Below are 19311 nucleotides of genomic sequence, written 5' to 3'. Positions count from 1 at the left end.
CTTCTACGCTTTAGAATCCTTCATCGGATGCGCATCTTCAGCAGCGTGCTCCGCTACTTCCTTCTCTGCATCCTCAGTATCCTCAGGCTCAGGAGCTTCCTCCACGCCTTCCTGCCACTCTTCTTCCTCATCATTCATATTCGAGGCTTCTGCCACCTCACGGCGAATATTAGTGCCGTCATTCAGCAGAATCAGAAGGCGGTTACCGTTCTTGAACTCCATGAGGAAGACATCCTCAAGCTCGACCTCAGCGGCACGCAACTGTAGGTACACCCAATCCTCGGTCTTGTGCGCATCCGCGATATCGCGAGTGACCAAGCTACCCTTCACAATCAGAGCAAAGTTCGGCACACCGTCACCCTTACGGATCACGCTCAGCGCACCGTTCGGTTCAATCTGAGCGAACTCAATGTCTTCCAGGTCGTAAATACCCTGCGCACGAAGGTCAGCAATCAGGCGCATCGGATCAAGAACCACATCTGCCTGCTGGAAGCTCTTAATATCGATATCACCATCCGTAATGACCGGCACGCGCTGCTCACGCACCGCCATATGCAGAAAACGAATCTTCGTGGTCGCCACGTTCAGCAGCTGAATCATGCACAGCGTAAACACCATGTAGATGACAAAGTAGAACAGGCTAATCTGCTCGCTGTACAACACGCCACCGAACACACCACCGATGACAAAATTACCAATGGTGTCAATCGGGGTCTGGTGCCCCGCCTGAGAACGGTGAGTCAGACGCAGGTACACCAAAAGAATGATCAGGCCAACGAAAATCTTTAGCAAACGATAAACGATCATCTCAACGGTCATAACAAAAATCTCCTAGAACTAAGCCCGGAAAATATCCGGCTCCAAATAAATGATGCGTGCCGCAGGAACTGCCTCACGAATACGAACCTCAGCCGCGTCAATCTCATCAGCCACCGCACGACCAGTGTCAGCATCATGAATGCGAATCTTCGCCGCCACCAGAATCTCCTCAGGACCCAGGTGCACGGTCTTAATGTGGATAATGCGCTCGCTATCGCCATCCTCAATCGCCGCGCGAATCTTCGCCAAATCCTCCGGCGAAGCAGCCTCGCCCAAAATCAGGGACTTCATCTCCACCGCCAGGAACGCCGCGATGAAGACCAGCAGAATACCGATAGCTAGGGTGCCGAAAGCATCCCACAGACCATTACCGGTCAACAGAGTCAGACCCACACCAAAGAGCGCAAAAATCAGACCCAGCAGCGCACCCGCATCCTCCAGCAGAAGCACCGGAAGCTCCGGGTTCTTCGAAGTACGCAAGAAACGCATCCAGCTCTGCTTGCCCTTCAGCTCACGCGACTCCTTCACCGCCACGCGGAACGAATTACCCTCCAGCAGGATCGAACCCACTAGAACAGCCACCGGAACCCACTGCCACTCAGTAATACCGTGCGGATCATGCAGCTTCTCAAAACCCTCATACAGGGCAAACAAACCACCCAGCGCGAAGATAATAATCGACACAATAAACGCGTAAATATAGCGGTTACGGCCATAACCAAACGGATGTTCCTCATCAGCCTGCTTCTGCGAAGCGCGACCGCCCAAAAGAAGCAGAAGCTGATTACCCGAGTCAGCCACCGAGTGAATAGCCTCCGCCAACATCGACGAAGAACGAGTCAGCGCAAAAGCCAAAAACTTCAGCACCGCAATACCCAGGTTCGCACCCAGCGCAGCAATAATCGCGCCCGAACCCGAATGACCAGAAGGAGCAGACATAATTTCCCTTTCTCAGCCCTAAACTAAAACTCTAAAACCCATGATGCTAAAGCGGCCCACCGCTGTACCACAGCCGTGAACCGCCCAAAACCTAGCGAGAAACGCCGCGCTGAGCCATTGCCGAAGCATACAGGCACACAGCAGCAGCCGTACCCACATTCAAAGACTCAGCCGAACCATAGACAGGAACAGCCACGCGCATCGTAGCGGCAGCCTTCTCTTCAGCGTTCAAGCCCTGCGCCTCATTACCGAAAAGCCACATGGTCGGCTTAGAAAGATCAAAATTCCCCTTCACACCGGACGGGGCACTCGCCTCCACACCGGCACGACGAGCCGCAGTGTACTCACTCAGCTCCTGCAGATTCACCGCACCATAGCCGTCAGCAGCCAGCACAGCAGTACCCTGAGACTTCACATCCTCCGCGAAATCCTCCAGCTGCACGCCCTGAATAATCGGCACATGGAACAGCGAACCCGCAGTAGAACGCACCGTCTTCGGGTTATACAAATCCACCGAACCCTTAGTCGTAATCACCAGGTCAGCACCGGCCGCATCGGCCACACGAAGAATGGTGCCCGCATTACCCGGATCCTGCACACGAGACAGCACAGCAATCAGCTTCGGGTTCAACGCGCCCTCACCCCACAGCAGCGAGAATGACGCATCCACCATAAAGGAAACCGCAATAATACCCTGCGGGCTCACCGAATCAGCCATCGCCTCCAGCACCTCATCGGTCACCACACGCATAAAAACGCGGCGACCCTCCTCCGGGGTAGGAGTGCCGTACACCTGCTCCAGCAGCTCAGCAATATCCTCATGACGGTCAAAAGCCGCCTCCGTAACGTAGACAGCATCCAGAATCGGCTTCTTCAGATGCGCCTTCAATGCCTCACGCACAGCCTGCGGGCCTTCCACCAGGAACTGGCCCTTCTTCGTGCGGGCAGCGCGGGTACGCAGCTTCGCAATATCGCGCACACGATCTGCCTGCGGATTGGACATCACAACGGGGGTACTAATACGTTCAAAAAAGTTCACTCTTAAAGGGTACAGGCAAAGGCACACCCAAAAACGCAGAACAGCCACAAGCACAACCCCCAGATACGCAGAAAGCGGCCGCCCACACTCAAAAGTGCAGACGGCCGCTCACGACGCTTAAGTATCCTACCCCGAACCTAGATCTTCGAGGTAAGAACACAACCTAGGCTAATTAAGCCTTGGGAGCCGAGGTGTCCTCGGGCAGGTTGTTCTTAGCAATCTCAACCAGTGCGTTGAAGGCAGCGGGCTCGTTAACAGCCAGCTCAGCCAGCATACGGCGGTCAACCTCAACACCAGCAGCCTTCAGGCCCTGGATGAAGCGGTTGTAGGTCAGGCCCTGTGCGCGGGAAGCAGCGTTGATACGCTGAATCCACAGGCGACGGAAGTCACCCTTCTTCTTACGACGGTGGTCGTAGCTGTAAACCAGCGAGTGAGTGACCTGCTCCTTAGCCTTACGGTACAGGCGAGAACGCTGACCGCGGTAGCCGGATGCACGATCGAGAATAGTACGGCGCTTCTTGTGCGCGTTAACCGCGCGCTTCACACGTGCCACGTGTGTCTCCTTCGTCTTATGTCCTGAACAGCTCACATATCACGCTGAACAGGAGCGAGTCTTTAATCAGTGCGCACCACTATCGGTGCACCAGGTGCAGAGAGTAAGCGTTGCTTACTTACCCAGCATCTTCTTGACAACCTTTGCCTGGCCGCCGGTAACGATCTGGTCAGAAGCCAGACGACGGGTCAGACGAGAGGACTTGTGCTCCAGGTAGTGGCGACGGTTCGCCTGCTGGCGCTTAACCTTGCCGCTACCGGTGAGCTTGAAGCGCTTCTTAGCACCAGAGTGGGTCTTCTGCTTCGGCATAGCTGCCGTTCTCCTTACATTCATCCCCCGCCACAACGGCGGGGGAGCTTAGTGGGGTTGAGCGATACACGCATCAGCCCCAAGGACCAAAGGTGAGGCACCCCTGACGAGGCGCCTCGGAACCGGCACCGGGTGAACCCGCAACACCCACCCAACGGTGGAGGCGCGTGCCCATCCTAAAGTGACGACCCGGTTCCCTACTCGGCGGAAGCCTGTGCCTTCAACTCGGCAGGCATAGCGTCTGCCAAAGAATTAGTTACGGGCTTCGCCTTGGTCGTGTCAATACGCTCGCGACCCTTGCGACCGCCGGCGCCCTGCTCACGGCGAGCCTCTGCCTTACCGCGAAGCGGAGCCAGAACCATCACCATGTTGCGGCCATCCTGACGGGGGCGAGACTCAACGGTGCTCACCTCAGCCAGCTCAGCCGCCAGACGCTCCAGCAGACGCACACCCATCTCGGGGCGCTGCTGCTCACGACCACGGAACTGAATCATTGCCTTGACCTTGTCACCACCGGAAAGGAAACGACGAGCGTGTCCAACCTTGGTTTCGTAGTCGTGGGTATCAATCTTCAGGCGGAAACGGATCTCCTTCAGAACGGCATTAGCCTGCTTCTTGCGGGATTCACGAGCCTTGATTGCGGCTTCGTACTTGTACTTACCGTAATCCATGAGCTTGCACACGGGCGGCTTCGCGTTCGGGGCAACCTCGACCAGGTCGAGTTCGGCGTCCGCAGCCAGACGCAGAGCGTCCTTCAGAGGGACAACGCCTACCTGCTCGCCACCGGGACCGACAAGACGGACCTCGGGAACGCGGATACGATCGTTAATGCGTGGTTCGCTAATGACTAGCTCCTGTGCTCTGTGGGTTTCCCCGTGAATACTATCCGTTGCGGGCGCTAAAAAAGCCCCCGCAGTTACACAAGCGGAGGCACAAACCAGCGTACGCCGAAATCGGCGGACGAACCCGTTCACCTCAAAACTCGCAAACAAACGCCTGCGGCGGTCAACCGGGTGGGAGGCATGCTCCACTTGCAAACTGCCTACAACCATACCGCAGAATCCCCGACAGACGCAAGGAAATAGACGCAAAACACCATAAAAATTGCGGGGGCTCCCCCAGAAAGTCCACAGAAGCACCCACTCTTAAGGACGCATTTACCGAAATAAACGAAATGTGAGATTCTAGGGTTATGAGCACTGAAAACAATAACTTCCGCTTTACCGCGGGAGAAGAAACCCCCGTCCACGGCCACACCGAGCTCACCGAGGAGCAGGTCGAGGCCGTTAATGAGCAGCTGCGCGATATTGCAGACGTTCCCGCCATCGAAATCATTAGCTCCGCAGCCATCCACATGATGAGCGCCGCAGCCGTCAAGTGCGGCCTAGCAGCAGACGAAAACGCCGACGACCTCAAGGACCTCGACGAAGCACGCAAGCTCATCACCGCACTGGCAGGCCTCGTCACCGCCGCAGCACCCGAAATCGGCTCCCAGCACGCAGCGCCCCTGCGCGACGGCCTGCGCACCCTGCAGCTCGCCTTCCGTGAAGCATCCCCCTTCCCGGACGAACCCGGCAAGGGCCCCGGCGAAAAGCTCACCGGCCCGGTCTACTAAACCAGGTTTCCAAGCCCGCCAGTCCGCCAAGCCGCATCTGGCCTACTTACGGCGAAACCCCGTCTCCCTCACAATGAGGAAGACGGGGCTTCGTTATGTATAAAATCTGTGCGGGTTAGCGGGAACGGTAGCTTTAGCGGGAGCCAGCAGCCTCAAGAGCCTGCTCAAAACTAAAGTTGCCCACATACAGTGCCTTACCAAGCACCACGCCCTCCAAACCGTACGGAACCATGGAACGCAGCTTCTCAAGATCAGCCAGCGACGCCACACCACCGGACGCCACCACCCGGCAGGCAGTCTGAGCCAGCACCTCATCCAGCAGCTCCGCACCGGGACCCGCCAGAGAGCCATCCTTGCTCACATCCGTAACGATATAGCGGCGCACGCCCGCGCCCTCCAGCCAAGCCAGTGCCTCCGCTAGGTCAGGACCCGACCAGTCGGTACCGCGAGCCACCGTCACCCAGCCCCGCTCAGGGTTGTAGCGGGCATCCAGGCCAAGAGCCAAAAGATCAGAATCCACGTAGCGAGCCAGGGTGCTTTCAAGCCAGGAAGAATCCGCCAGAGCCGCGCTGGTCACATTCACTCGGTCCGGGTTCAGACTCAGGGCGCGCTCCAGGCTCTCAGCATTGCGAACGCCGCCGCTGACCTGGATACGAACCGGAGCGGAGCCCGTTCGGGTGTTCTCGGCACGGACGGCGGCAACCACCTCAGCCAAAACCTCAGTATTCGTACCGCGCCCAAACGCCAGGTCAAGGTCAACCAGGTGAATCCAGCGAGCACCAGCCTTCACCCAGGTCAGAGCCGCCTCCACCGGGTCGAGGCGCTGCTCACCACCGGACAGGGTGCCACCCACCGGGCGCACCGCGTAGCCTTCAGAAATATCAACAGCGGGCAGAAGTTCAAGAACGGGTGCAGACATTAGTTACCTCCTGCAGCAGTAACGGAGTCACCAGAAGACAGGCGACCGGTCACCGCCAGGGATGCAACCCAGCGGCGCATAAACTCCGCACCCAGCTCCCCAGAACCCACCGGGCAGAACTGCACCGCAGTCAGCGGGCCGTTCTCCACCGCCGCAATATAGGCGGGTTCGGTTGCCGTCCAGGTCACCGCCGGAGGGGCAATATATTCAATGCTCTGGTCAAAAGCCCACTCAAAAACGCCGTGCTCAGACTTGAAGTGAGCCTCGCCCTCAAGGTCCTTGAGCAGCGCACTATCGGCAGACGGGCTCAGAGCGGAAGCTCCGGGCGCCAGGTCGCGAGTAGAAAGCTCCACACCCTCACCGGGCCACTCCCCCATGCCCTGCACCTGAACCTGCCCCATCTGCGGATGCTCCACCGTAACGGAGTCGAAGAGGCAGCTCAACGCTGCACCGGCGACCAACACCGGACGACCACCAGCCACACGGCGACCAATCACGCGCTCAGCGTCCTTAGCTTTCAGATCTTCGTACGCCTCGAGAGAGCTCGCACCGCCGGCAACCACCATGCCGTCAGCCTCACGCAACTGATCGGGCACAGCGGTCACGATAACGTCCGCCCCAGCATCCTGAAGAAGCTTCACCAGGGCGCCACGAGTGCCGGGTTCCCCCAAAACGGCAACCACAGGACGAGCGGTCTGAGCGTTCTGTACAGATTCAGTTTCGACGGGTGTGGGTTCAACGGGAACAGGCATCGGTGCGCTCCTATTTCATAGGCTCAAGAATTCGGCTCAAGCGCTCTAGCTTGAGAGATGAAGGATTCGGAGTCAAGACATCAACCTCATGCAGAAGCCAACCACACACGGGTCCATGCTTAGCGCTGAGTCTGAGGAATTTCCAGACGCTGACCGGCATCAACAGAGGTGCTGGTCAACGAGTTCAACTCCATAATACGAACCACAGTATCACGGGTGTCACCTTGCGGATCCACCGCCTGAGCAATATCCCACAGGGTCTCGCCGTGCTTGACCACGACGACGGTTCGAGTCGCCGAAGTGTTCTCCACGGAAGCAGAAGCCGCCGGGCCAAAGAAGCTAATAGCACCGAGCACAATCAGTGCCGCCAGGGTCAGCAGAGGCAGGCCCTTCAGGAAACCGCGCGGAGTGCCAAAACGACGAATCGAAGCGGGAACCGCACGCAGAAGCTCGCCTCCCTTAGCCAGAAGAGCACTCTTCACGCTAGGCGCCTGTGCGGCAGAAGCAGCCTGCGCCTCAGAAGCTACGGAGCGAACCGGTGCCTGAATAGAGCCAGCAGGGGCAGAAGCGGCGGGAACACGAGTAGGCTGACCCACCTGAGCGGGGCGAGGCGCATGAGCCGCACGAGAAGAGCGAACAGACTGCGAAGACGCAGGCACACGAGAACGCCCCTGCACGGTGCTGGCGGACGCAGTGCGGGCGGGGTGAAGTACCACCAAACCTGCCGGAAGGTGTGCAGAAGTGTCACGAGAAGCAAGAGGTGTTGCAGTAGTCATTGTGGTTCCTTTCTCTTAGCTCGCCCCGGGGTTACCCCGCGGGTCTAGCAATGCCGAGCGATACCCGCTCGGAGGTCCTAGTTGAGCGATAACTATGGAGTGGTGATTGTTAGGCGATAACTATTGGGTAGCTATTCTCTAGTTAGGTCAGAGCGTCGGATACACCGGGCTGCGCTGGGTCGCACTGGGTGACCCCGGAACCCCATCCCCTGCGCTCTCTCTTCGCCAGATGCTCCCTAGAGCATCCAAGGTAGATCATGCGAAGAGAGAGGCAGAGGATTCGAATACATTCGAACACCCATTCACTCTCCTCTCCCGAAAGACTCCGGGTTGAATCTTCGAATATTTTTCGAACATTCACCCGTAAATCCTGAATTCCAGGAGAGATTCAAGAGTATATACGAACTCTTGTTCTAAAGTCTAGCAGAGATGTACTAAAAATTTCTTCGAGTTTCGAAGAAAAAATCTAGAATATTTGTTTGAGTTTTTCGGTGTAGTGTTCTACACTGGTGTCAAGAGACGTTCCACACGCTCCTGATGAGTCCTACTCACAGCAGGTTTCTGTACCCGTTACGGTTTGATTCTGTATCGAATGCAGGTGCTGCTGACTGAGTTTTATAGGGCGGAGGCGCATACTCGTTGCCTGCGTATCGCTCCGGTATCGCTCCGGCACGGATAGAATTCCTCCACCCCCTGACGAGATAAGACCCATTTCGGCAGAACCAAAAAATTTTTAGGACTTCACCAGAAAACGTGTGAAGCACCCATCCGTGCCCCGACCGGACTGTGTCTCAAACAGACTGCAGAGACCGGAGTACAGAATTCGGGGCACAGACCGAAGGAAAAGAAATGGCAACAGCACCCCGTCCGGCGCTGACCGCGCGCCAGCAGAAGATTCTTGACGCGATCCGCACCGAGATTGAACAGAAGGGTTACCCGCCGTCCATGCGCCAGATTGGTGACATGGTGGGTCTTGCGTCCCTGTCCTCGGTCACTCACCAGCTCGGTCGCCTCGAGACCATGGGCTACATTCGCCGCGACCCCAAGCTCCCCCGTGCCATTGAGGTGCTGGATGAGAACGGCATCGGCATCCACGGTAGCGCTTCCTCTTCCCTGCCCGAGCTGCCGAACTTCGAAGTCGGCGATGAGGACCTCGTACCCGTTCCCCTGGTTGGACGAATTGCAGCGGGCGGCCCCATCACTGCCGAGCAGTCCGTGGAGGATGTGCTCGCTCTGCCCCGCCAGCTGGTCGGTAGCGGCAAGCTGTTCATGCTCAAGGTCAAGGGTGATTCCATGATTGACGCCGCAATCTGCGACGGCGACTGGGTGGTTGTCCGCGAGCAGCACACCGCAGACAACGGCGATATTGTTGCTGCGCTACTTGACGACGAGGCAACCGTGAAGGTGTTCCGTCAGGTCGACGGCCATACCTGGCTCATGCCGCGCAACTCCAACTACGAGCCGATTATGGGCGACCGCGCAACCGTCATGGGTAAGGTCGTCTCCGTGCTGCGTAGTCTCTAGAAAACCACAGCCTCTAGAAGATGCAGTCTCTGAAAGACGCGGGCTCTAAACAGCCACAGCATCTCAAAGAAGCTGTTTTAAACAACACAGCCTCTAAAAGACATAGCTACGAGGCTTTTAGCTCTCTATAGAAATCACCCCGGTGCTACGTGAATGTTCACGTATCACCGGGGTGATTTCTATATTTCCGAAGCGGATATCTCCAAAGCGAAAGAGGCGGCGTAGCCAGGGATGAATCTTGCCCGAGCTAACGCTCAATACTCGCCGAAAGACGAGCCAACGCGCCGGTCACCGCAGCCTTATTCTGCGTCGACCACATCGGCGGCATCGCCTTCATCAAGAAACCGCCGTAGCGTTTAGTCGCCACGCGAGAATCCAGCACAGCCACCACGCCGCGGTCAGACACCGAACGGATCAGGCGACCCGCGCCCTGCGCCATACGAATCGCCGCGTGGTGAGCAGAAACCGCCATAAAGCCGTTACCGCGATGACGGTTCACCGCCTCCGTACGAGCCTGCGCAATCGGGTCATCCGGGCGGGGGAACGGGATGCGGTCCATCACCACCAGGCGGCAAGAGTCACCGGGAACGTCCACGCCCTGCCACAGGCTCATCGTTCCGAACAGGCATGAGTCAACGTCCTCGCTGAACTCCTCCACCAGAGCCTTGAGCGAAGACTCACCCTGCAGAAGAATGTTCAGGTCGCTGTGCTCACGCATGTACTCGGCGGCACGCTCAGCGGCACGCTTCGAGGAGAACAGGCCCAGGGCACCGCCCTCCGACGCCTCGCACAGCTCACGCAGACGATCCAGCTGGCCCTCGTGCACACCGAATCCCGGAGGCTTCAAATCCCCGGCAACGTACATGATGCCCTGCTTGCGGTAGTCGAAAGGCGAACCCACGTCGATGCTCGTCCAGCGCGGCGCGCCCTCGCCCTGCAGTCCCAGGGCACCGGCGGCAACGTCAAAAGAGTCACCCACCGTCAGGGTCGCACTCGTCAGAATCACGGTGCGGTCAGCGAACAGACCGTCACGTAGCTGCAAACCGACGCTCAAGGGGGCGATGTTCAGGGTCGCCGGGTCGGTATCGGAAGCAGCCACGTAGCGGCCGTTCTCCCAACCACCCTGACGAGAAATCCACAGAACGTCCTGCTCGCCCGAAGCCTCCAGAATGCGGCTACTCATGTCGTGTACCTCAGAGACACGCGAGCGCGCCATCTGCAGGCCGGCGTCAACGTCCTGCCCGTCTGGTTTGGTATCGGACAGGGCGGTGCGGGCGGCATCATTGACCGCAGAAATAGCGGTCAAAAGGCGACCGTCCAGGCCTTTCAGCAGGCCCTCGGCAAGACCCTCGAACGCGGTCTCCAGGGTGCCGGCAGCCATTTCCAGTGCGCCGGAATCAGCCTTTGAATGCTTCTTCACGCTACGCGCCGCACGGCGAACCATCGCAACCGTCAAAGAACCAGACACGGCACCGGTCACGCGGTCCACCAGCTCATGAGCCTCATCAATAATGACCGTCTCATGTTCGGGCAGAACCTTCATGCCCTCGAAAGCGTTAATCGCCAGCAGGGCGTGGTTCGTGATGACAATGTCAGCCTCAGCGGCACGGCCACGCGCCATCTCGCTAAAGCACTCTTCCACCAGCGGGCAGCGGCGGCCCAGACACTCGGCGGCACTGACCGATACCTGAGCCCAGGCGCGGTCAGAGACGCCGGGCTTCAGCTCGTCACGGTCGCCGGTCTCAGTGCGGTCAGCCCACTCGCGCAGGCGCACCACTTCCTCACCCACGCGGGAGGTCGAAGAAGGCATGTCAAAGAGAGCATCCGGCTCGTCTTCCGGGTAGCCGCCCTCCAGCTTGTGCAGGCAGAGGTAGTTATTGCGGCCCTTGAGCAGAGCCACCTGCGCCTGCGATTCCGGGCGCGGCTCCAGCGCTTGTAGAAGACGCGGAATATCGCGGTTCACGATCTGCGCCTGCAGGGCGAGGGTCGCCGTCGCAACCACAATCGGCTGGTCCGACTCCCCCACCCTCGCCAGGGCAGGAACCAGGTAGCCCAGGGACTTACCGGTACCGGTACCCGCCTGGACCAGCAGGTGACGCTGCAGTTCAAGAGCCTGCGCCACATACGCCGCCATGGTGCGCTGACCGGCACGGTTCTGACCGCCGGTGGCGGCAACCGCCTCGTCCAGCAGGGTCAGGGCATCCTTCGCACCGGGCAGGGTCTCAAGCTCCTGCCCGGTGAATCGGGTGCCGTCGGTTGCCGGTCCGGGCACAGTTCCCGGGGTGTTTTTGGGCGCGTTGATGCTCTCGGTCACGCTCATCCGCCCTAGAGAGCCTCGGAGGTAGAGGGCTGCTCGGAGTCAGATGCGGTCGCCTCAGTGAGGGCGTGTGCCTCCGCAAGTTCCTCTTCCAGGACCTCCAGCAGGTCGCCCTCCAGCACATACTCGGACAGTTCGGAGGCGACATCCTCACGGACCAGAGCCACCACGAAGGTGCCGTCCGATACGAAATCGGTGCTCTTAATTTCGGCGTCCCACTCGTGCAGGCGCGAAATAATCTCACCGTGCGAATACGGAATCAGCAGCTTCACCTCAATGGAGGGGCGCGGAATGGTGTCCGCGATCTTCTGCTTCAGCTCCTCAATGCCCTCACCGGTACGCGCCGAAACGATCACGTGCTCCGGCTCGCGCTGGCGCATACGCTCCAGCACGAACGGGTCAGCAGCGTCCGCCTTATTCAGCACAATGATCTCGGGGATATGGCGGGCGTCAACCTCCGCGATGACCTCGCGGACGGCACGAATCTGCCCCTCCGGGTCCGGGTGCGAAGCATCCACCACGTGCAGGATGACGTCAGCGTCAGCGACCTCTTCCAGGGTGGAGCGGAACGCCTCCACCAGCTGGGTCGGCAGCGAACGCACGAAACCCACAGTATCGGAGAGGGTATAGCCGATACCGTCCGGGGTCTGCGCCTTACGGACGGTCGGATCCAGGGTCGCGAACAGGGCGTTCTCCACGAGCACACCAGCATCGGTCAGACGGTTCAGCAGGGAGGACTTACCCGCATTCGTGTACCCGGCGATAGCCACCGAAGGCACACGGTTACGGCGACGGTTCAGACGCTTCGTCTCACGCGCCGGCGCCATCGCAGCAATCTCACGCTTAAGCTTCGCCATGCGAGCGCGCAGGCGGCGGCGGTCCATCTCAATCTTGGTTTCACCGGGACCACGCGAACCGATACCCTCACCGGCTGCGGCACGGCCACCCGCCTGACGGGACAGGGACGCACCCCAACCACGCAGACGCGGCAGCATGTACTCCAGCTGTGCCAGCTCAACCTGCGCCTTACCCTCGCGGGATTTAGCGTGCTGAGCGAAAATGTCGAGAATCAGGGCGGTGCGGTCAATGACCTTGACCTTCACGATGTCTTCGAGGGCACGACGCTGCGAGGGAGCCAGTTCGGAGTCGACAATGACGGTGTCAGCGCCGGTCGCCTCCACAATGTCCTTGAGTTCCAGCGCCTTACCGGAGCCGAGGAAGGTGCCGGGGTCCGGCTTGAGGCGGCGCTGAACCAGGCCGTCCAGAACCTCGGAACCTGCGGTTTCAGCCAGTGCCGCGAGCTCACGCAGGGAGTTCTCTGCGTCCTCTACGGTGCCTTCAGTCCACAGACCAGCCAGCACCACGCGCTCCAGGCGTAGCTGGCGGTACTCGACCTCGGTGACGTCTTCAAGTTCGGTGGAGAGGTTCGCGATACGGCGCAGTGCGCGGCGCTCAGCGAGGTCTTCCTGGTCACCGTCATATTCGGAATGCTCGCGCTGAACGTCAGAAATTTCGCGCGCGCGAGTATCCAGCACACGGCGGCTATTGTTGCCGTGAGTGCTGGAAGAATTATCGCTGTGATGCGCGGTACCCGCTGCGTCATAAGTAGTGACGGAGGCGGCGACCTGGGAGCGGCCCAGAACGCGGTCTACGGTGCGGCGCAGCTGCTCATCGCTGGGTAGCTTTTCGGTATCAGATACGGGGATGTTCTTAGAATTCATACGACTCTAATTCTACCGCCGTTGCCCGCATCAGGTAGGGGGTTCGGTCGTCTGTGCGCTCAGGGCGTGCAAGCTGCCGACCCGCCCCGTGCATACTCTGCCCGTGTGCGGCGGGTTCTTGCCCTACCGGTACACTGGATAGCATGAGCGAGCAGCATTATTTCTCTGAAACCCCCGAGACCGAATTCAAGCCCCGCCCGGTGCAGGTGGAGCTTGCCGGCCGCAAGGTCACCGTCACCACAGCTAACGGCATTTTCAGCCCCTCCGGTATTGATAAGGGCACCGCTATTTTGCTGCAGGAAGCACCCGACCCGCAGGGTACACGCATGCTCGACATCGGCTGCGGTTGGGGCCCCATCACCTTGACCTTGGCGATGCTCGCACCGCAGGCGCAGGTGCACGCGGTGGATGTGAACTCCCGCTCCATTAGCCTGACTGAACGCAACGCCGCCGCTCTCGGCCTGTCGAATGTCACCGTGGGAACCCCCGAATCGGTTGACCCCGAACTGCGTTTTGACACCATCTGGTCGAACCCGCCGATTCGCGTGGGCAAGGAGGTTCTGCACGAGATCCTGCTGACCTGGCTGCCGCGCCTGGCGCCCGGTGGTGACGCCTACTTGGTGGTTCAGAAGAACCTGGGCTCCGATTCTTTGCAGAAGTGGATGGACGCGCAGCTTGAGGAGCTGCACCCCGGCGAGTTTGAGGTGTCGCGCTACGCGACTTCGAAGGGCTTCCGTATTCTGCAGGTGCACCGCTACGAGGACTAAAACCTCTGGCGCTAAATCCTCTAGCGCTTATTGCTTAAAAATATAAAAGCGGCGGGTGTTTTCTGAATGTGTTCTCAGAAAACACCCGCCGCTTTTGTCTATAAAATCTCTGGTCTAGGACTGCTCGCTACCGCAGCCGACTATCGCTGCAGGCTATCGCAGCACGACAGTCGCAACCATCTGCGCCGGACCAGCCAGAACAACATGCTCCAGGTCGTCCGGGCCCAGCACGAAAGTCACCGCGAGGGTACCGCCGGGCACATGCACCAGCCACTCATCCGGTGCTTCCTCGCCACCCCAGAAACGGGTCGCCGCAGCCGCCGCACACGCACCGGTACCGCACGACAGAGTCTCGCCCACGCCGCGTTCGTGCACGCGCATACGGATAGCGCCCACATGCGCACCGCTCTCAACGTCCAGGTCGACCGGCACCACAAACTCAACGTTCGTGCCGTTGACCGGGGCGGGGTTCACCTGAGGCAGGCTGTGCAGGTCCAGGCCGTCCAGCTTACCGTCGGAGCCGAGCATCACCACGGTGTGCGGGTTACCCATCGAAATGGACAGGCCAGCACGCGGAGTCTTCAAGCCGCGGGCAGACACCAGGCAGTCCTCGCCACCCTCGCGGGCAGCCTCACCGTGGATGAAGCTCCACGGACCCATATCAATCGCGTAACCCTCTTCGGTGCGCGCCACAGTCTTCACGCCGGCACGGGTACCAATCTTGACGGTCTCGCCCACCTCAAGCTCAATCAGGCCCTCAGTGCGCAGGTACTCCACGAACGCGCGCACACCGTTGCCGCACATTTCAGCGATAGAGCCGTCACCGTTGCGGTAGTCCATGAACCAGACAGCGTCCGGGTGCTCCTCGAGCAGCTTCTGACCCGCGCGGGAGGCGGTGCTGCGGGCAGCACGAATGAAGCCGTCCGCACCAATGCCGAAGTGTCGGTCGCAAGCGCGGGCTACCAGCTCGGGGGTGAGAGCAATTTCTGCGTTCTCGTCCGTCAGAAAGATGAAGTCGTTACCGGTGCCGTGACCCTTGGTGAGGGTCAGGCCCGCCAGCTCGCCCCAGGTGGAAGGGTTCTCGCTCATATGCTGTCCTTAAGGTTGGTGACCTGTCCGTTTATGATTTTACCGCGCCGACCGACTCGACGAGGTATCTGTTCGGCTGCGGCTCGTTATTGTGGCTTATCGGGTGCTTTCGCGGATGATGGCTTCCGCTTCGTCGGCAAGGGTGGGTGAGAGCGCGTCCAGCCAGTGCACGCGCGGGTCCGCGCGGAACCAGGTCAGCTGGCGGCGTGCAAACTGGCGGGTGGCAATCGTCGTATCCTCAATCGCCTGCTCCACGCTGTGATCCTCATCTTCAAGGGCGCGGGCAAACTGCGCGTAACCAATCGCGCGGGAGGCGGTCTTCCCCTCCTGCAGTCCCTGCTCGTTCAGGGTGCGCACCTCGTCCAGCAGGCCGCGCTCATGCATCAGCTCCACGCGGCGGTGCAGACGCTCGTGCAACAGGGTACGATCCATATCCAGGCCAATCTGCACGCTCTCAGTCACGTACTCGCGCACCGGCATGAACGCCGAGAACGGGCGGCCCGTCACCTCGAACACCTCCAGCGCACGAATGATGCGGCGCTCATCCTTCACGCGCGCAGCCGACTCAGGATCGACCTCCGCCAGGCGGGCGTGCAGAACACCAATACCCTCGGTACGCACCTGCTCCTCCAGGCGCTCGCGCACCCGCGCATCCGTGCCGGGGAACTCCAGCTTATCCAGGGCGGCACGCACGTACAGGCCCGAACCGCCCACCAGAATCGGGTAGCGGCCACGGCCGCGAATCTGCTCAATCAGCTCACGGCTACCCTCCTGAAACTCCGCCACGGACGCCTCATCCCGCACATCCATAATGTCGAGCAGGTGGTGCGGAACGCCGCGCGTCTCCTCTGCAGTGACCTTCGCGGTACCGATATCCATGCCCCGGTAGAACTGCATGGAGTCAGCGTTAATGCACTCACCATTCAGGCGCAGAGCCAGCTCAATCGCGAGCGCGCTCTTACCGGTGCCGGTCGGGCCCACAATAGCGATAACGGGCAGAGTTTCGGAGATAGTCATGCGCCCCATTCTACCGGTTCCCTCACCCCCCCCAACTTGCGGTGAGGATGAGGGCCCGAAGAACAGGGCGCATGATTCGAATCTAGGTTTTAGGGGCGCAGACCGATGGTCGGCATGCCCAGACCCACCGGCGCACCGGGCACCTGGGTGGTGCCGGTACCGCAAGAGTCAGCCTGGGAGCGGTCCCACGCGTCGCCGGCGCGGGTGCGGCGCAGCTGGTACTGCTCGGCGGTCGGGTCAGAAATCAGGTGGAAGGAACCAGCCTCGGTAATCGGTACGGTGACCATGTCGCCGGGGCGCGGAGTCTCGCAGCCCTCGGGCACGGAGAAGTGCACGAGGCGCTGGTCCGGGCCACGACCGGAGAGACGGTGAGTCTGGTCCGCCTTACGACCTGCCTCCGCAACGACCATCAGTTCAACGGTCTTACCGAGCTGCTTGCGGTTCTCTTCACCGGCGATGCGATCCTGCAGGGCAATCAGACGCTCGTAGCGTTCCTGCACGACCTCCTTCGGGATCTGGTTCTCCATGGTTGCCGCGGGGGTGCCGGGGCGGATCGAGTACTGGAAGGTGAACGCGGAGGAGAAACGAGCCTGCTCCACAACCTTCAGGGTGTCCTGGAAGTCCTCTTCAGTCTCGCCGGGGAAGCCCACAATGATGTCGGTGGTAATCACGGCGTTCGGGATGCGCTCGCGCACCTTGTCCAGAATGTTCAGGAACTTCTTGGAACGGTAGGAGCGGCGCATATCCTTGAGCACCTTGTCGGAGCCGGACTGCAGCGGCATATGCAGCACGGGCATGACGTTCGGGGTCTCCGCCATCGCGTCAATCACGTCGTCGGTGAACATTGCCGGGTGCGGGGAGGTGAAGCGTACACGCTCCAGGCCCTCAATCTCACCGCAGGCGCGCAGCAGCTTGGAGAACGCCTGGCGGTCGCCGAACTCCACACCGTAGGAGTTCACGTTCTGACCGAGCAGGGTCACCTCAATAGCGCCGTCATCGACCAGTGCCTGAACCTCAGCGAGAATGTCGCCGGGGCGGCGGTCCTTCTCCTTACCGCGCAGAGACGGCACGATGCAGAAGGTGCAGGTATTGTTACAGCCCACCGAGATGGACACCCAGCCGGAGTACACGTGATCGCGCTTAGTCGGCAGGGTGGAGGGGAAAACTTCGAGGGATTCGAGCAGTTCTGCCTGCGCCTCGTGGTTGTGGCGGGCACGCTCCAGCAGGGTGGGGAGGGCACCAATGTTGTGGGTACCGAACACGACGTCAACCCAGGGCGCCTTCTCAATGATGGCGTCCTGGTCCTTCTGAGCCAGGCAGCCGCCCACAGCGATCTGCATGCCCTTGTGGGCGCGCTTGACCGGTGCCAGCTGACCGAGGTTGCCGTAGAGTCGGTTGGAAGCGTTTTCGCGGACCGCGCAGGTGTTGAACACGACCAGGTCGGGCTGGGTGCCTTCCTCAGCGCGAACGTAGCCGTTAGCCTCCAGAAGGCCGGACATTCGTTCGGAGTCGTGCACGTTCATCTGGCAGCCGAAAGTGCGCACTTCGTAGGTGCGGGGGCTGGTTTCGGGGGTCTGGGCGGAATCGCTGAGGGTCGAAGTCATGCCCTATAGGGTATCCGATGGGGGATAATGGCTCTATGCAGGTTTCCCTTAGTAGTAACTTTCCGGCTCTGTCACCGAACGATTCTTCCGCCCCCGCCCCTGACGGGGAGCGTCTGAGCACCCTCATTGAGGAGGCGATTGCTGCCTACTCCCCTGTTCCGCCTCAGGCGAGCGCTGATTCTGCCTCGATGCGTCAGACCCTGATGCAGCTGCTCAGCTGGGCGCATTCTTTGGAGCAGGTGTCTGCCCGTGCGGTTGAGCGCGTGCAGATTCTGGGTACCGGCATGCGTTCCGTTGTGGTGCGTGTGGCGTATGAGCCTGCAGCCGAGTCTGCCCAGTCTTTCGAGTCTGCACAGTCTTTGCCGACCTCGATTATTGTGAAGCGTTACCGCCGTAAGGATTCGACGGTGAACGCGGGCGGTTTCGGGTACCTGCGTGAGCGCTACGGTTTGGAAGCGCTGAACCAGCAGGTTCCGGGTCTGTTCCCGCAGCTTTACGGTGCGGATGCTGAACTGCGCGTGCTGGCACTGGAGGATGTGAGCGACGGAACCGTGGAGGGCGAGCAGTATTCGGTCGCCCACGCCCTGCTGGAGGGCACCGAGGAGCAGGCGCTGGATGCGCTGAACTACTACATTGAGGCGTACCGTTCCCTTGCCGCCAGCGGCATTATGGGTGAGGCGGTCGAGGATTACCGCCTGAACCTGGCGCGTGCCGACCGCAAGGCGCAGTTCCCGGGTGCTATCGCCTCGCCGGGACTGGCTGAGCGCGGCTTGAAGAAGCTGTACGGTGTGGCTGATGAGGCGCGCGCACCCGAGCAGGGTGCTGACTCTAGCCCCGTCTCTGCCTCCGCTGAGCATGAGGATGCGCCCGTTCTTCCCGCCGCAGTTGAGGAGCTGTCCTTCCGCTTCCGCCGTGTTCTGCAGCCCTTCTTCACCAAGCGCCCGCCCGTGCCCGAGCAGTTCAAGCTCAACCGTGGACGTGTCTATATGCTCTCGTCGGGCGATTTTTCGCCGCAGAACGTGCTGATTGGTTCAGCGGACGGCGCGCAGGTGCGCATGGTCGATGCGGAGGGCACCTGCCTGCACCACCGAGGCTTCCCCTTCGTTGAGGCGACGCTGGGATTCCCCTCCTCGCCGGAGTACCCGCGCTACCGGGTGGACCGCAAGAAGGCGCTGCCGGCGCTGTACTCTGCCCTCTTTGAGAACGCCCCGCTGGATGAGCACCTGGCGGAGGATTTGGCGGTGTGCACGGCGGTGACCGTGTGCGCTCTGTTGGAGCTGTACTCTTCTTCGGCGCGTTCTAACTTGTTGCCGCGTATCCGCCGCGAAGGTGCGCAGCTGATGCGCCTGCTCCTGGAAATCGCCGGCTCTCAGGATTCAACCCTCGCCGAGTTCGCGGACCGTCTGGGAGCCGTCGATTAAGCAGCGAATATAGCCTTCGACAAGGCGGTTTACACAGCTCAAAAGAATAAAGGGTGGGCTCGCTACAGAGTATTTCTGTGGCGGGCCCACCCTTTATTGTGCCTATTTTCGCAGTCACCCTGGCACGGGT

The 19311-nt window shown here is 60.3% G+C and carries 18 protein-coding genes; 4 read left to right on the top strand and 14 right to left on the bottom strand.

What is annotated here, in order from left to right; translation table 11 throughout:
• Window positions 1-3: 3 nt before the first annotated feature.
• The 6 genes from HMPREF2765_RS06795 to infC form a co-directional block, all read right to left on the bottom strand.
• Window positions 4-819 (bottom strand): DUF421 domain-containing protein, encoded by an 816-nt coding sequence (locus HMPREF2765_RS06795; RefSeq protein WP_049345309.1) that lies wholly within the window; start codon window positions 817-819, stop codon window positions 4-6.
• A gap of 18 nt (window positions 820-837) precedes the next feature.
• Window positions 838-1758 (bottom strand): cation diffusion facilitator family transporter, encoded by a 921-nt coding sequence (locus tag HMPREF2765_RS06790; protein WP_070604853.1) that lies wholly within the window; start codon window positions 1756-1758, stop codon window positions 838-840.
• Between the two features lie 91 nt (window positions 1759-1849).
• Complete coding sequence (locus HMPREF2765_RS06785; RefSeq protein WP_005507874.1) at window positions 1850-2851, bottom strand: TrmH family RNA methyltransferase; 1002 nt, start codon at window positions 2849-2851, stop codon at window positions 1850-1852.
• A 118-nt stretch (window positions 2852-2969) separates the two neighbouring features.
• Window positions 2970-3350, bottom strand: coding sequence for a 50S ribosomal protein L20 (gene rplT / locus HMPREF2765_RS06780; protein ID WP_005507127.1), 381 nt, complete (start codon window positions 3348-3350; stop codon window positions 2970-2972).
• Window positions 3351-3464: 114 nt separating this feature from the next.
• Window positions 3465-3659 carry a 50S ribosomal protein L35 gene (gene rpmI, locus HMPREF2765_RS06775; RefSeq protein ID WP_004006287.1) on the bottom strand — a complete coding sequence of 65 codons (195 nt, stop codon included), beginning with the start codon at window positions 3657-3659 and terminating at the stop codon, window positions 3465-3467.
• Window positions 3660-3856: 197 nt separating this feature from the next.
• Window positions 3857-4711, bottom strand: a complete 855-nt coding sequence (infC, locus tag HMPREF2765_RS06770; RefSeq protein ID WP_371440734.1) for a translation initiation factor IF-3 — start codon at window positions 4709-4711, stop codon at window positions 3857-3859.
• A 140-nt stretch (window positions 4712-4851) separates the two neighbouring features.
• Here infC and HMPREF2765_RS06765 point away from each other — a divergent pair, with 140 nt between their 5' ends.
• Window positions 4852-5274, top strand: a complete 423-nt coding sequence (locus tag HMPREF2765_RS06765) for a DUF1844 domain-containing protein (RefSeq protein ID WP_070604849.1) — start codon at window positions 4852-4854, stop codon at window positions 5272-5274.
• A gap of 133 nt (window positions 5275-5407) precedes the next feature.
• Here the strand turns inward: HMPREF2765_RS06765 and HMPREF2765_RS06760 are convergent, their stop codons facing one another.
• The 3 genes from HMPREF2765_RS06760 to HMPREF2765_RS09110 form a co-directional block, all read right to left on the bottom strand.
• The gene (locus tag HMPREF2765_RS06760; RefSeq protein ID WP_070604846.1) at window positions 5408-6193 is read right to left on the bottom strand and encodes a HisA/HisF-related TIM barrel protein; all 786 of its coding nucleotides are present in this window, start codon (window positions 6191-6193) and stop codon (window positions 5408-5410) included.
• On the bottom strand, window positions 6193-6945 hold the full coding sequence (locus tag HMPREF2765_RS06755) for a type 1 glutamine amidotransferase family protein (RefSeq protein WP_083303631.1): 753 nt from the start codon (window positions 6943-6945) through the stop codon (window positions 6193-6195). Before HMPREF2765_RS06755 ends, HMPREF2765_RS06760 begins: the two co-directional genes overlap by 1 nt.
• Before the next feature lie 119 nt (window positions 6946-7064).
• A complete protein-coding gene (locus HMPREF2765_RS09110) occupies window positions 7065-7721 on the bottom strand; it encodes a LysM peptidoglycan-binding domain-containing protein (protein ID WP_083303630.1) in 657 nt (218 codons plus the stop codon).
• Between the two features lie 849 nt (window positions 7722-8570).
• On the opposite strand from HMPREF2765_RS09110, the gene lexA reads away from it, so the two are divergent.
• Window positions 8571-9245: a transcriptional repressor LexA gene (lexA, locus tag HMPREF2765_RS06745; RefSeq protein ID WP_049341736.1), complete on the top strand. Its 675-nt coding sequence runs from the start codon at window positions 8571-8573 to the stop codon at window positions 9243-9245.
• Window positions 9246-9492: 247 nt separating this feature from the next.
• Here lexA and HMPREF2765_RS06740 read toward each other — a convergent pair whose 3' ends face one another.
• The gene (locus HMPREF2765_RS06740) at window positions 9493-11565 is read right to left on the bottom strand and encodes an ATP-dependent DNA helicase (protein WP_070604843.1); all 2073 of its coding nucleotides are present in this window, start codon (window positions 11563-11565) and stop codon (window positions 9493-9495) included.
• A gap of 5 nt (window positions 11566-11570) precedes the next feature.
• Window positions 11571-13283 carry a GTPase HflX gene (hflX, locus tag HMPREF2765_RS06735; protein WP_070604840.1) on the bottom strand — a complete coding sequence of 571 codons (1713 nt, stop codon included), beginning with the start codon at window positions 13281-13283 and terminating at the stop codon, window positions 11571-11573.
• Between the two features lie 143 nt (window positions 13284-13426).
• On the opposite strand from hflX, the gene HMPREF2765_RS06730 reads away from it, so the two are divergent.
• Complete coding sequence (locus tag HMPREF2765_RS06730) at window positions 13427-14050, top strand: class I SAM-dependent methyltransferase (RefSeq protein WP_049345322.1); 624 nt, start codon at window positions 13427-13429, stop codon at window positions 14048-14050.
• A 153-nt stretch (window positions 14051-14203) separates the two neighbouring features.
• On the opposite strand, the gene dapF is transcribed toward HMPREF2765_RS06730, so the two are convergent.
• From dapF to miaB, 3 genes are all read right to left on the bottom strand, one after another.
• Window positions 14204-15139 (bottom strand): diaminopimelate epimerase, encoded by a 936-nt coding sequence (gene dapF / locus HMPREF2765_RS06725; protein WP_049345095.1) that lies wholly within the window; start codon window positions 15137-15139, stop codon window positions 14204-14206.
• Between the two features lie 96 nt (window positions 15140-15235).
• Window positions 15236-16156 (bottom strand): tRNA (adenosine(37)-N6)-dimethylallyltransferase MiaA, encoded by a 921-nt coding sequence (gene miaA, locus HMPREF2765_RS06720; RefSeq protein ID WP_070604837.1) that lies wholly within the window; start codon window positions 16154-16156, stop codon window positions 15236-15238.
• Between the two features lie 89 nt (window positions 16157-16245).
• A complete protein-coding gene (gene miaB, locus HMPREF2765_RS06715) occupies window positions 16246-17760 on the bottom strand; it encodes a tRNA (N6-isopentenyl adenosine(37)-C2)-methylthiotransferase MiaB (RefSeq protein WP_005507114.1) in 1515 nt (504 codons plus the stop codon).
• Between the two features lie 35 nt (window positions 17761-17795).
• On the opposite strand from miaB, the gene HMPREF2765_RS06710 reads away from it, so the two are divergent.
• Window positions 17796-19181 carry a hemin ABC transporter substrate-binding protein gene (locus HMPREF2765_RS06710; protein WP_070604833.1) on the top strand — a complete coding sequence of 462 codons (1386 nt, stop codon included), beginning with the start codon at window positions 17796-17798 and terminating at the stop codon, window positions 19179-19181.
• The last annotated feature ends 130 nt before the right edge of the window (window positions 19182-19311 follow it).

Origin of the sequence: Rothia sp. HMSC062H08 (assembly GCF_001810775.1) — a bacterium.
In the GTDB taxonomy this organism is placed as follows: domain Bacteria; phylum Actinomycetota; class Actinomycetes; order Actinomycetales; family Micrococcaceae; genus Rothia.
This window is presented reverse-complemented; position numbering and strand designations above follow the sequence as displayed.

Excerpts from the sequence above, each read along its gene's own strand:
- HMPREF2765_RS06795 (WP_049345309.1), bottom strand. The coding sequence starts at position 819 with ATGACCGTTGAGATGATCGTTTATCGTTTGCTAAAGATTTTCGTTGGC.
- HMPREF2765_RS06790 (WP_070604853.1), bottom strand. The coding sequence starts at position 1,758 with ATGTCTGCTCCTTCTGGTCATTCGGGTTCGGGCGCGATTATTGCTGCG.
- rpmI (WP_004006287.1), bottom strand. The coding sequence starts at position 3,659 with ATGCCGAAGCAGAAGACCCACTCTGGTGCTAAGAAGCGCTTCAAGCTC.
- infC (WP_371440734.1), bottom strand. The coding sequence starts at position 4,711 with ATGGTTGTAGGCAGTTTGCAAGTGGAGCATGCCTCCCACCCGGTTGAC.
- HMPREF2765_RS06765 (WP_070604849.1), top strand. The coding sequence starts at position 4,852 with ATGAGCACTGAAAACAATAACTTCCGCTTTACCGCGGGAGAAGAAACC.
- HMPREF2765_RS06760 (WP_070604846.1), bottom strand. The coding sequence starts at position 6,193 with ATGTCTGCACCCGTTCTTGAACTTCTGCCCGCTGTTGATATTTCTGAA.
- HMPREF2765_RS06755 (WP_083303631.1), bottom strand. The coding sequence starts at position 6,945 with ATGCCTGTTCCCGTTGAACCCACACCCGTCGAAACTGAATCTGTACAG.
- HMPREF2765_RS09110 (WP_083303630.1), bottom strand. The coding sequence starts at position 7,721 with ATGACTACTGCAACACCTCTTGCTTCTCGTGACACTTCTGCACACCTT.
- lexA (WP_049341736.1), top strand. The coding sequence starts at position 8,571 with ATGGCAACAGCACCCCGTCCGGCGCTGACCGCGCGCCAGCAGAAGATT.
- HMPREF2765_RS06740 (WP_070604843.1), bottom strand. The coding sequence starts at position 11,565 with ATGAGCGTGACCGAGAGCATCAACGCGCCCAAAAACACCCCGGGAACT.
- hflX (WP_070604840.1), bottom strand. The coding sequence starts at position 13,283 with ATGAATTCTAAGAACATCCCCGTATCTGATACCGAAAAGCTACCCAGC.
- HMPREF2765_RS06730 (WP_049345322.1), top strand. The coding sequence starts at position 13,427 with ATGAGCGAGCAGCATTATTTCTCTGAAACCCCCGAGACCGAATTCAAG.
- dapF (WP_049345095.1), bottom strand. The coding sequence starts at position 15,139 with ATGAGCGAGAACCCTTCCACCTGGGGCGAGCTGGCGGGCCTGACCCTC.
- miaA (WP_070604837.1), bottom strand. The coding sequence starts at position 16,156 with ATGACTATCTCCGAAACTCTGCCCGTTATCGCTATTGTGGGCCCGACC.
- miaB (WP_005507114.1), bottom strand. The coding sequence starts at position 17,760 with ATGACTTCGACCCTCAGCGATTCCGCCCAGACCCCCGAAACCAGCCCC.
- HMPREF2765_RS06710 (WP_070604833.1), top strand. The coding sequence starts at position 17,796 with ATGCAGGTTTCCCTTAGTAGTAACTTTCCGGCTCTGTCACCGAACGAT.